The organism is Mycolicibacterium sp. SMGY-1XX (assembly GCF_059132455.1).
Genome location: NZ_CP101139.1, coordinates 5193291 through 5205276 on the forward strand (window position 1 = coordinate 5193291; position 11986 = coordinate 5205276).

Annotated in this window: 11 protein-coding genes; 5 read left to right on the forward strand and 6 right to left on the reverse strand. The window is 67.1% G+C overall.

The annotated features are described in order from the left end of the window. Window position 1 precedes the first annotated feature (1 nt). From NL241_RS24855 to NL241_RS24865, 3 genes are read right to left on the reverse strand one after another with little or no spacing between them, the layout of a single operon-like run. Window positions 2-1150, reverse strand: a complete 1149-nt coding sequence (locus NL241_RS24855) for an acyl-CoA dehydrogenase family protein (RefSeq protein WP_487693424.1) — start codon at window positions 1148-1150, stop codon at window positions 2-4. After that, complete coding sequence (locus NL241_RS24860; RefSeq protein ID WP_494395328.1) at window positions 1143-3131, reverse strand: acetyl/propionyl/methylcrotonyl-CoA carboxylase subunit alpha; 1989 nt, start codon at window positions 3129-3131, stop codon at window positions 1143-1145. The genes NL241_RS24855 and NL241_RS24860 overlap by 8 nt, the downstream gene beginning before the upstream one ends. A gap of 5 nt (window positions 3132-3136) precedes the next feature. Beyond that, complete coding sequence (locus tag NL241_RS24865; protein ID WP_494395329.1) at window positions 3137-4687, reverse strand: carboxyl transferase domain-containing protein; 1551 nt, start codon at window positions 4685-4687, stop codon at window positions 3137-3139. A 129-nt stretch (window positions 4688-4816) separates the two neighbouring features. On the opposite strand from NL241_RS24865, the gene NL241_RS24870 reads away from it, so the two are divergent. The 4 genes from NL241_RS24870 (at window position 4817) to NL241_RS24885 (ending at window position 8495) form a co-directional block, all read left to right on the forward strand. Beyond that, the gene (locus tag NL241_RS24870; protein WP_494395330.1) at window positions 4817-5698 is read left to right on the forward strand and encodes a LysR family transcriptional regulator; all 882 of its coding nucleotides are present in this window, start codon (window positions 4817-4819) and stop codon (window positions 5696-5698) included. 54 nt (window positions 5699-5752) lie between these two features. Beyond that, entirely contained in the window at window positions 5753-6670 is a 918-nt protein-coding gene (locus NL241_RS24875) for an alpha/beta hydrolase fold domain-containing protein (protein WP_494395331.1), read from the forward strand. Next, window positions 6667-7743 (forward strand): quercetin 2,3-dioxygenase, encoded by a 1077-nt coding sequence (locus NL241_RS24880; protein WP_494395332.1) that lies wholly within the window; start codon window positions 6667-6669, stop codon window positions 7741-7743. Before NL241_RS24875 ends, NL241_RS24880 begins: the two co-directional genes overlap by 4 nt. Before the next feature lie 131 nt (window positions 7744-7874). Further along, on the forward strand, window positions 7875-8495 hold the full coding sequence (locus NL241_RS24885) for an SACE_7040 family transcriptional regulator (RefSeq protein WP_487693417.1): 621 nt from the start codon (window positions 7875-7877) through the stop codon (window positions 8493-8495). Window positions 8496-8502: 7 nt separating this feature from the next. Here the strand turns inward: NL241_RS24885 and NL241_RS24890 are convergent, their stop codons facing one another. From NL241_RS24890 to NL241_RS24900, 3 genes are all read right to left on the reverse strand, one after another. After that, complete coding sequence (locus NL241_RS24890) at window positions 8503-8658, reverse strand: zinc metallopeptidase (protein ID WP_147289407.1); 156 nt, start codon at window positions 8656-8658, stop codon at window positions 8503-8505. A gap of 42 nt (window positions 8659-8700) precedes the next feature. Then, window positions 8701-8910 carry a hypothetical protein gene (locus tag NL241_RS24895; protein WP_487693416.1) on the reverse strand — a complete coding sequence of 70 codons (210 nt, stop codon included), beginning with the start codon at window positions 8908-8910 and terminating at the stop codon, window positions 8701-8703. A gap of 116 nt (window positions 8911-9026) precedes the next feature. Then, window positions 9027-10898, reverse strand: coding sequence for an alpha/beta hydrolase family protein (locus tag NL241_RS24900; RefSeq protein ID WP_494395333.1), 1872 nt, complete (start codon window positions 10896-10898; stop codon window positions 9027-9029). Window positions 10899-11037: 139 nt separating this feature from the next. On the opposite strand from NL241_RS24900, the gene NL241_RS24905 reads away from it, so the two are divergent. Continuing rightward, window positions 11038-11811 carry an MmpS family transport accessory protein gene (locus tag NL241_RS24905; RefSeq protein ID WP_494395334.1) on the forward strand — a complete coding sequence of 258 codons (774 nt, stop codon included), beginning with the start codon at window positions 11038-11040 and terminating at the stop codon, window positions 11809-11811. Window positions 11812-11986 lie beyond the last annotated feature (175 nt).

Sequence of the window (11986 nt, forward strand, 5' to 3'; positions counted from 1 at the left end):
TTCAGAGCCCCATCGTCCGCGCGATCACCATGTACTGCACTTCGGTGGTGCCCTCCCCGATCTCGAGGATCTTCGAGTCGCGGTAGTGCCGGGCCACCGGGTACTCGTTCATGAAGCCGTACCCGCCATGGATCTGGGTGGCGTCGCGCGCGTTGTCCATCGCGGCCTCGCTGGACACCAGCTTCGCGATGGCGGCTTCCTTCTTGAACGGTTTGCCGGCCAGCATCAGCGCCGCGGCGTCGTAGTAGGCAGCGCGGGCCGCCTGCGCCCGGGCCTCCATGCGCGCGATCTTGAATTCGATGGCCTGGTACTTGCCGATCGGCTGCCCGAAAGCCGAGCGTTCTTTGGCGTACTTCACGCTTTCGTCGACGCAGCCCTGTGCGGCACCGACCGACAGCGCGGCGATGGCGATGCGTCCCTCGTCGAGGATCCGCAGGAAGTTGGCGTAACCGCGGCCCCGGGTGCCCAGCAGGTTCTCCTCGGGCACTCGGACATCCTGGAAGGTGAGCGGGTGGGTGTCGGAGGCGTTCCAGCCGACCTTGTTGTAGGCGGGCTCGGCGGTGAAACCCTCGGTGGGCACCGGCACCAGGATCGAGGAGATCTCCCTCTCCCCCGTCAGCGCGGTCACGGTGACCAGGCGGGTGATGTCGGTACCGGAGTTGGTGATGAACTGCTTGTTGCCGTTGATCACCCAGTGGCCGTCATCGAGTTTGGCGGTGGTCTTGGTGGCCCCGGCATCACTGCCGCCACCGGCCTCGGTCAGGCCGAAGGCGCCGAGTGCCTGCCCGCTGGCCAACAGCGGCAGCCATTCCTGCTTCTGCTCCTCGGTGCCGAACCGGTACACCGGCATGGCTCCCAGCGACACCCCGGCTTCAAGGGTGATGGCCACACTCTGGTCGACCTTGCCGAGTTCCTCGAGTGCCAGACACAGTGCGAAATAGTCACCGCCCATGCCCCCGTACTCTTCAGGGAACGGCAGACCGAACAAGCCCATCTCGGCCATCCCGGAGACCACCTCGTATGGAAACGAGTGCTCCTCATCGTGTTTGGCGGCCACCGGTGCCACGACACTGCGTGCGAAGTCCCGGACTGTCTTGGCTAGCTGCGAGTAGTCGTCGGGCAGGTTGCCGGTGGACAGGTAATCAGTCATGGCTTTCACTTTCTGTCGCAATGATTCTGGCCAGTGGTTGGCCGACCTTGACTTGGTCGCCCACGGCGACAAGCAGTTCCACGGTGCCGTCGACGGGCGCGGTGAGTGAATGTTCCATCTTCATGGCCTCGACGGCCACCACGACGGTGCCCGCGGTGACGGCGGCACCATCCTCGACGTTGACCGCGACGACCGCCCCGGGCATCGGGCTGGTCAGTTCCGCGTCACCGGCGTGTTCGTCGTCGGCGCGTACCGGCGCCTCCCGCACCTCGTCGACCACGCTGACACCGCGGTCACCGGCCAGCCAGATCCGGTGCTCGGCATCGGCCACCCGGTAGATCCGCCGGATGCCGTCCAGCACCACCGTCAGCTCATCACGGTCGAGATGAGCTGTCAGGGTGTGGGTTTCCCCGTTCTCCACCTCGGCGACGGACACCTCGGGGGTACCGGTGATCCGCACGTGGTCGGTGCGCTCGCCGGCCCGCAGCCGCGCCACGGTGGCCGCTGCAGCCCCGATCCGCCAGCCCGACGGCACCGACCACAGGTCACCGGTGGCCGCCTGCCAATAGCGCAGCCACCGATATGCCGCGGCCGCCACCAGCTCGGCCTCACCGGCGGCATAGGCGGTGTAGTCACCCACCCGGCGGTCCAGCAGCCCGGTGTCCAGCCGGCCGGCTTGCACGTCGTCGTCGGCCAGCAGGAACCGCAGGAAGTCGATGTTGGTGACAACACCGAGCACCGCGGTGTGGTTCAGCGCGCGGTCCAGGCCGCGCAGCGCCGCATCCCGGTCGGGGCCGTGCGCGATGACCTTGGCCAGCATCGGGTCATAATCACTGCCGACGGTGGTGCCGGCGAACAGGCCCGAATCGACCCGCACTCCCGGCCCTACCGGCTCCTCGGCCAGCAGCACGTGCCCACCGGTCGGCAGGAAGCCGTGCGCGGGATCTTCGGCGTACACCCGGGCTTCGATGGCGTGGCCGTGCAGCTCGATATCGGACTGCGCGGCGGTGAGCTTCTCACCCGCGGCGATTCGGACCTGCCATTCGACCAGATCCCACCCGGTGACCATTTCGGTGACGGGGTGTTCGACCTGCAACCGAGTGTTCATCTCCATGAAGAAGAACTCGTCGGGACGGTCGGCCGAAACGATGAACTCCACTGTTCCCGCGCCGCTGTAGTTCACGCTGCGCGCCGTGTCGCAGGCTGCGGCACCGATGCGGGCCCGCGTCTGGGCGTCCAGCAGCGGCGAGGGCGCCTCTTCGATCACCTTCTGATGGCGACGCTGCAAGCTGCATTCCCGCTCGCCCAGATGCAGGACGTTGCCGTGGTTGTCGGCGAGCACCTGCACTTCGATGTGCCGGGGACGCAGGACGAATCGTTCGATGAACAGGGTGTCGTCGCCGAAGGCCGACGCCGACTCGCGGCGGGCACCGGCGAGTGCGGCCGGGAGGTCTTCCGGTCGCTCGACCATCCGCATGCCCTTGCCACCGCCGCCGGCCGACGGCTTGACGAGCACCGGGTAGCCGATGTCCTCGGCGGCGGCGATCAGTTGCTCATCGGTCAAGCCGGGCTCGGCGATGCCGGGCACCACCGGGACGTCGAACTGCGACACCGTCTGCTTGGCGGTGATCTTGTCGCCCATCGTGGCGATCGCCGAGGCCGGCGGCCCGATGAACACGATGCCCGCCTCCGCCAAAGCTGCGGCAAATTCCGCATTCTCGGAGAGAAATCCGTAACCAGGGTGCACCGCCTGGGCGCCGGTGCGCTGCGCCGCGTCGACGATCGCCGCGATGTTGAGGTAGCTGTCCCGCGCCGGTGCCGGTCCGATCAACACTGCCGTATCCGCCTCGGCGACATGGCGGGCACCGGCATCGGCCTCGCTGTACACCGCCACCGACCGGATCCCCAGGGACCGCAACGTGCGGATCACGCGCACCGCGATCTCCCCGCGGTTGGCGACGAGAATTGTCTGGAAGTTCATCACGCTCACATCCGGAAGACGCCGTAGGACACCGGCTGCACCGGTGCGTTCCCTGCCACTGAAAGAGCCAACCCCAGAATGGTTCTGGTGTCGGCGGGGTCGATCACCCCGTCGTCCCAGAGCCGGGCCGTCGAATAGTACGGGTTGCCCTGCGACTCGTACTGCTCGCGGATCGGCGCTTTGAACTGTTCCTCCTGCTCCGGTGTCATGTCACCGCGCACTGTCGCGAGCACCGAGGCCGCCTGCTCGCCGCCCATCACCGAGATCCGGGCGTTCGGCCACATCCACAGGAACCGAGGCGAATACGCCCGCCCGCACATCGAGTAGTTGCCGGCGCCGTACGAGCCGCCGATAACCACCGTCAGCTTCGGCACCCGCGCGCACGCCACCGCGGTGACCATCTTGGCGCCGTGTTTGGCGATGCCACCGGCCTCGTAGTCGCGACCCACCATGAAACCGGCGATGTTCTGCAGGAACACCAGCGGGATCATGCGCTTGTCGCACAACTCGATGAAATGTGCCCCCTTCATGGCGGATTCGGCGAACAGCACGCCGTTGTTGGCGATGATGCCGACCGGGTGACCATGGATGTGCGCAAAACCCGTCACCAGCGTCGACCCGTATTCGGCCTTGAACTCACTGAATTCGCCACCGTCGACGATGCGGGTGATCACCTCGTGGACGTCGTAGGGCACCCTTGCGTCGGTGGGTACGACGTCATAGAGCTCGGACTGGTCGGCGATTGCCTCCACCGTGGGTCGCACCTCCCAGGGCACCGGTTCACGTGGTCCGAGGGTGGACACGATGCGGCGCACGATCCGCAGGGCGTCGCGGTCATCGTGAGCCAGGTGATCGGTGACCCCCGACGTCTTCGAGTGCAGGTCTCCCCCGCCGAGCTCCTCGGCCGTCACCACCTCACCGGTGGCGGCCTTCACCAGCGGTGGGCCGCCGAGGAAGATGGTGCCCTGGTTGCGCACGATGACGGCCTCATCGCTCATCGCCGGCACGTATGCCCCGCCCGCGGTGCACGATCCGAGTACCGCCGCGATCTGCGGAATGCCTTGAGCGCTCAGGGTCGCCTGGTTGTAGAAGATACGACCGAAGTGATCGCGGTCCGGGAACACCTCGTCCTGTCGAGGCAGGAACGCCCCGCCCGAGTCGACGAGATAGATGCACGGAAGCCGGTTCTGGGCGGCGATCTCCTGGGCCCGCAGATGCTTCTTGACCGTGATCGGGTAGTAGGTGCCGCCTTTGACGGTCGCGTCGTTGGCGACGATCATGCACTCGCGTCCCGAAACCCGGCCGATCCCGGCGATCATTCCCGCACCGGGGCATTCGTCGTCGTACATGCCGTCGGCGGCCAATGGCGCCACCTCCAGCAGTGGGCTGCCCGGATCCAGCAGACCGTCCACCCGGTCGCGCGGCAACAGCTTGCCGCGTGCCACGTGGCGCTCACGGGACTTCTCCGGGCCGCCCAGCCGGGCGCGGTTCAATTTCGAACGCAAGGTCTCGACAAGCGCCAGATGATCGTGGCGGTGCGACACGGCCTGTTTCACGGGGTCTCCTGCGCTGGGTTAATCCGCACTAACTGAAGCCAGACGTTAATCGTGATTAACCGAAATGTCCAGAGGCGGGCGCACAAGTGAGGGCGCATCGCACCGATGTGCCCCCACTATCCTCAGGTGGTGGACCTGACGGCAGCGCATCTGCGCAGCTTCCTCGCGGTCGCCGAGGAGTTGCACTTCGGCCGCGCTGCCGAAAAATTGCACGTGAGCCCGTCGTCGATCAGCGAGCACGTGGCAACACTGGAACACCGCATCGGCAAGACCCTCTTCAACCGGACGTCGCGCAGCGTGACGTTGACCGAGGACGGTGTGCGCCTGCTGCCGTTGGCGCAACGTGCTGTCAGTGCCATGGACGAGGTGGTGGCGTGGGCGAAGTCGGATGCCGAACGGACCTCGATCCGCGTCGGCCTGGCTGTCTTCAGCACGCAGTTTCGCGCCATCTACGCCGCCGCACATCAGGGTATGCCCGAAATCGACTGGCAGATCACCCAGCTGGGTTTCGCCGATCCCTTTCGCGCGGTCCTGGACGGCGACGTGGACTGCGCCCTCATTCCGGCCGCCGCGCCGCTTCCGCGTCGCATCCTCGCCACGCCGCTGTGGGCCGACTCGTGCGTGCTGATCGTGGCGGAGACTCATCGACTCGCAGACCGGACCGCCGTCGGGGTCTCTGAGTTGCTCGACGAAACGTTCATCACCGTGGGCGATGCGTCGACCTCGGCGCACTGGCTGGGCTCGGTGCTGCGGGATGCGCCGCGCACGCTGCCCATCGCGCGCAATTTCGACGAGGTGCTCGAACTGTGTGCCGCCGGAGTCGGCGTCAACGTGGCGGGAGCCTCCGGGGCGGAGATCTACCAGCGCCCCGGGGTGCGGTTCGTGCCGATCTCCGATCTCGAAGACCGGATGACGTATCTGTGCGTGGCCAAGGGACGATCGAGCGCGGCCATCCGCCGGTTCACCAGACTCGCCGCCCGGGTGGCCGGATCATCCGGCGTCACCGGATGATCCTTCGGATGTTCCCGCTGGTAGATCGCGCGGATCAGCCGAAGAATCGGGTGTATGCCCCACACCACCGCGGTGTCTCGTGACATCGTTTTCGCCGACCGCTCCACCGGCGCGCTGCTGCTCGACCTGTACACGCCCGCGGAGGCGGTGAAGCCGACGCCGGTGGTCATCTGGTTACACGGCGGCGCCTGGCTCACCGGTGATCGCACGCTGGCCCCCGATCTGCGGCGGTGGTTCGCAGCCCGCGGCATCGCGATGGCCTCTATCGAGTACCGGCTCAGTGATGTCGCGACGTTCCCGGCCCAACAGCACGACGTCCGGTCGGCCATCCGCTTCCTGCGCTCCCGGGCCGCCGGCTGGCACCTGGACCCGCATCACATCGGCGTGTGGGGGTCGTCGGCGGGCGGGCACCTGGCCGCACTGACCGGCTTGACCGGCCACCTGGACCAGCTGCCCGGAGAGTCAGAACGAGGCGACGCTTCGGTTTCGGCGGTCGCCGAGTCGTACGGCCCCGCCGATCTGCTCGATGCGCCGTCCACCTGGCGCGGCGGCGGGCCCAGCCCTGAGGCGGCGCTGCTGGGCGGCCCGCCGACGCATCTGGCCGCTGCCGCCCGCGCAGCCAGCCCGGTGTACCAGGTGACCGGCGCGGCGCCGCCGTTTCAGATCTCACATGGAACCGCCGACCCGGTGGTGGGCTGCGACCACAGTGAACGGCTTCACCGCGCGCTCGTCGAGGCGGGGGCGGACAGCACGCTCTACCTGGTAGAGGGCTACCGCCACGGGTTCCTCAACCCCAGCGGGCGCATCGACGCCGATCTCGGCAGGTACATGGACGACGGGCGGTTGGAGCGAGAAGTGCACACGTCTGCCCGAGTTCGCGGAGCCGACCTGACGGACACCCCGACGACTTTTGCCTTCGACGACATCGGCGACTTCTTCGTGCGCCATCTGCTGAAAGGACCCACTGCGTGACCACCATCGATCTCGAGTCCATGCACCGCACCCGCCCGCTCGTGAACCAACTCCCCGGAGAGCCTGCGCCGTACTACCTGGCCAGTGGTGAGGGCCTGCGGTACGAGATCGGCGGACAACTCTGGACAGTCATCGCCCGCCCCGCCGACACCGGCGGTTCTTTCGACGCCGCGTTCATCTCGGGGCCCCGCGGTGCCCAGGCGCCGTTTCACAGCCTGCCCGCACACCAGCGCAGCTATCAGGTGTTCGACGGCTGTGTGCAGTTCTGGCTGCCGGGGCAGAGTCGTGTTCTGACGCAGGGTGATTCGATACACGTCCCGCCAGGGGTGCCCGTCGCTTACCGGATGCTCGGACACGGCAGTCGCATGCTGCTCTTCTCGGCACCGGGCGGAGCGCTTGACGTCCTCCTCGACGAAGAGGCAGTGGCCCATGCCCGGGTGGACGCCCACATGTACTCCCCCCGAGGCGATGCGGGCGCGGCCACCGAGGATCTGCTCCTGCCCCGAGGCGCACACCGGCATGACCTTCCCTTCGTCTCGCCCAGCGCGCAGTGGGACGACACGCTTCCCCCGGGTGCCGAGCCGTATTTCCTGCGAGCCGGAAGCGGCGACCGAGTGGAATGGCCCGACGCGATCAACGCCTACGAGGCGCGTGGCCGCAACACCGGCGGCCGCTACTTCTCGGTGCTGACCACCGCTGCCCCGCAGCCCTACTTCATCCGGCACTTCCACCAGCAACACACGGAGAATTTCTTCTGCATGGCGGGCCGAGTCTGGTTGTACGCCAACGGCGACGAAGTTCTGTTGACCCCCGGCGACTTCGTCCACGCCCCGGCGGGCACCGTGCACACGTTCGCGATCGACCGGCACGACACCCGGCTGCTCGGAATCCTGACCACCGACATCTTCGAACCGTTCTTCGACAGGACCGGCTTCCACACCGACGATCTGGTGTACACCGAAGGGTTGGTCAGCCCGGAGAGGTTCCGTGAGCGGATGGCCGCCAATACCGCCGACCTGGACGTCGTCATCGTCGGACCGCCACCTGCTCGGAGCCGCGCGCTGGACCTCTGATCCCGAAGAAGCTGCGCCACAGCATCTCTCGGCACATCGACGGTAGCCTACGGATGGCATTACGCCGACGTTCACGGCGACAATGGTATGTTAATCGCCATTAACCGACATTGTCCAGGTGAGGAGGCGAGATGCCCACCGAGTCGACCCGGCGTAGTCAGCTCAAGTCCGACCGCCGCTCGCTCCTGCTGCGGGCCGCCGAACGCCAGTTCGCCGAGCGCGGCTACCTGGCCGTGCGTCTGGAGGACATCGGCGCCGCCGCCGATGTCAGCGGCCCGGCGATCTACCGGCACTTCCCCAACAAGGAAGCGATGCTGGTGGAGTTGCTGGTGGGCATCAGCACCCGGTTGCACGACGGCGGACGGGCGGTGGTGGAGAAGGCCGACGGCGACGCGGAGGCCGCGCTGTCCGGGCTGGTGGATTTCCACCTCGACTTCGCCTTGGGTGAGCCGGACCTGATCCGAATCCAGGACCGCGATCTCGACCAGTTGCCGGCGCCCGCACGGCGGCAGGTGCGGCGCAGCCAGCGTCAGTATGTCGAGGTATGGGTGGCGGTGCTGCGCGATGTCCATCCCGGGCTCGACGAGGCCGATGCACGCTTGACCGCGCATGCGACGTTCGGGTTGATCAACTCGACCCCGTACAGCACGAAGCCGGCCGGGGGTAACCCGGCCGGCTCCAAACCGCACTCTCGTGCAGTACTTCGTGCGATGGCCGTCGCCGCACTACGCTGGGCTGGCGAAGACCACTAGGTCTGGGTTAATACCAGGCCTTGCGTCCGGCGACCGGACGGCCGACGGCACCAAGGATCCAGAAGACCGCGCCGATCACCAGCAAGATGATGCCGATGGTCCACAGGATGCTGATATTCAACACGAAGCCCAGAATGAGCAGGATCGCTCCGAGGACAATCATGATTCCTACCTTTCAGTGAACTGAATACTCTTTTGCAGGGGTCTATGCGCTGGGTTGCGGCAGGTTGCAGCTCTCCACCGTTGGATTGACGCCTGCGTAATTCAACGGGCCCACAACCACGGTGAGTGCGATGGAACCCGCTGTTGCGCAGTTGGTTTCAGTGTTCTCGAAGTACCCCCGCTGGAAGGCGGCAAACACTCCGATCAGAAGCCAGACCAGAACAATCACGCCGATCAGACCGCCGCGTCGCATCTAGAGCCTCCGTTCGACTTCCCACTACCTGGCGAGCACAGGTTTACCCGAGCGCAAAAATCCCAAACATGACGTTTTGGTGGCGTTTTGGCAGCGCCCCGCGAACAACCGCCCAGTTAACGCGCGTTGGCGAAGGCGGTGCTGAGCCAGTCGCGCACCGCATTCGCCAGGGCAGCTCGGTTCTCCCGCTTGGCGATCTCGTGGCCGTCGTCATCGAACACCAGGTAGCGCACCGTACGGCCCCGTTCCCGAAGGGCCTGCGCCATTTGATCCGACTCGCCCACCGGGACGTTGGTGTCGTTGCCGCCGTGCACCAGAAGCAGTGGGGCAGTCAGCGAATCCACCCGCAGCAGGGGTGAGAGCTGGTCGAGGAGATCCCGGTCGCTGATCGGGTGGCCGTACTTGGGATAGGCGGCTGCAGCAATCCAGGCTTCGGTGTTGCGGTAGAACGTGCTCAAGTCGCTCATACCGCAGATGCTGACGCCTGCGGCGAACAGTTCCGGATGGAAGGTCAAGGCCGCCAGCGTCAGATAGCCGCCGTAGGACCAGCCGCCCACCGCGATACACCCCGGCGACGCGAAGCCGTGGTCCAGCAGATGTGCGACACAGTCGGCGACGTCATCGATGGCAGCGAACCGGCGCTCGCGGTCGTCGGCGTGCATGAACGACCGCCCGAAACCGCCCGAGCCGCGCACGTTGGGGGTCAGCACCGTGATACCGGCATTGAGCAGTTGAGGGAACACTTCGCTGTAACCGGGGCGCGACTGGCCTTCCGGCCCGCCGTGCAGGTAGATCAGCGCGCCGATGTCCTCCACGCCGGGCGGCGGCGAGTATCGCCATGCGGTGAACGTCATTCCGTCGCGGGCGGTGAGGGTGTCCAGGGTGGGGGCGGCGGCCAGCGGGCCCGACATGGGCGTGCGATCCACCGGTTCCCATTCCAAGGTGCGGGTGTCGACGAGCTCCACGGTGCGCGGCTGCCAGGGACTCTCCACCGTCATGGCGACCATCGAGCCGCCGGCGCTGATGGAGAGCTCACTGGCCACCAGGCCGGGCAGCGGGATGGCCGGCGACAACGTGTTGTCGGCGTACTGCAGGATCTGTAATTCACTGCATCCGTTGATGTTCCACAGGATCGCCACCGTCGACAAGTCATCGCTGACCACGAACTCGTCGAGCTCGTACCCCGGTTTCTCGGCTACCACGTGATAGGACACGCCGTCCTCGGTGACGGTCACCTCGATCAACCGGGCGTGGTCGGCCCCGTTGTCGGAGCGGATGAGCGCACGGACGAATCCCTCGGTGCTGTTGAGCCCGTGGGTACTCGCGGGCTGGTACAGCTTCATGTCCTCGCCCTCGGGGCCGGAGCGCAGGCGGCGGGGTCCGTGATCGTCGAGAATCACGCCGGCGTCGGTGACGGATCCGGGATCGTAGGGCAGCAACGAGATCTCGGTGAGGCCACGCAACATCAGCAGCTCGCGGTATCCGCGCGGGCCGACCCGCACCAGGGCAGCCCCGGCCCACGAGTCGACCAGCCGGCCGGCCGAGCGCCGGTCCAGCACAAGACGATTGCCCGTGGCCGGATCGATCAGGCAGGACTCGCCCACACCGTCCTGGCCGGTGATGATCGCGGCCACCTGGGTGCCGTCCCAACCGATCAACTCCGCGGTCGCGTCGTCGGTCTCGGAGCCGAGGCCGTCGATCCGGCGCGCATCACGGTCATCGGGGTCGGTGGTCACCACCCAGATCTGGGTGCGGGAGGCTCCGTCGGGTGCCACTTCGCACGCCAGCCAATGCCCGTCGGCGGAGTGGATGACGCGGGTGACGGGACCGTCAACCGGCAATTCGACATCGCGGGACGAGCTGGCCCGCCAACCGCGCAGGAATCGCTGAACGGCGCGGGGGTAGCCGCCGTCGTCGACGATGTGCGCGAATGCCGTCGCGTCCGGTGACAGTGACGCGCCGTAGATCGCGCGCACTCGCGGTCCCACCGAACGCTCCTCCAACTGCTCGTCGTTTCAATGACCGTCGGCCGAACCGAGGTCGTCCGCCGACACCGTATCGGTTTGTACCCGGGTGTGTTGCTTGGGATGCGTGCCTGCGCGGGTAGCCTGCAGGGATGAGGTGGGCATGACTGATCCACGCCGACCCGACGGGTCTGATCCATATCGCCGCGGCTGGTCACAGCCCACGGAGCAAATGGGCAATCGCAACGGGCCCTACAACGATCCTGCCTATGCAGGTCAGTACGGCTACCCCGGCTACACCCCACCGAACCCCACCGAGCAACTGCCCCCGTACTGGACGCAGACCCAACAACCGATGCAGCCGCCTCCCGGCGGTGAGCCGCCGGAGCCGCCCCGCTCGCCGCGGTGGTTGTGGCTGGCCGCCGCCGCGGCGGTGCTCTTGGTGGTGGGCATGGTGATCGCGCTCGTGATCGCCGACACCAACGCCAAGCAGGACACCGTGGTGGCGCCGCTGCCGCCGATGCAGCAGGAACCGGCGACCACCGCGCCACCCACCACGACCTCGCGCACGCCCACCACCACCAGCACCCCGTCGACCAGTACGTCGCCGTCCACGACGACGCCGTCGACCTCGGCACCGCTGCTTCCGCCCACCAGCTCCGAACCGGGCGTCAGCGAACCGGTGGTGTACACCGTCTCCGGCGAAGGCCGGGCCATCAGCATCACCTACGTCGACGCCGGTGGTGTGCTGCAAATGGAGTTCAACGTCGTGTTGCCGTGGACCAAGGAAGTGAGCTTGTCGTCGCCGGCGTTGAACGCCGCGAGCGTGACGGTGCTGAACGTGGGCCGCGAGGTGACGTGCACGGTATCGGTGGATGGCACTCAGGTGCGGGAGAGGTCGGGCACGGGCCTGACGATCTGTGCGTCCGCGGGGTGACCGATGCGGGTCGCTCGGCGGAGCCGCGACCCGAGGAGGAACCCCGCAGTCAAACCCCGCGGGGTGACCGATGCGCGCGAGGTACGAGCGCGCTGAGGAACCCCGCAATCAGGCACCGCGGGGTGACCGATGCGGGTCGCTCGGCGAAGCCGCGACCCGAGGAGGAACCCCGCAG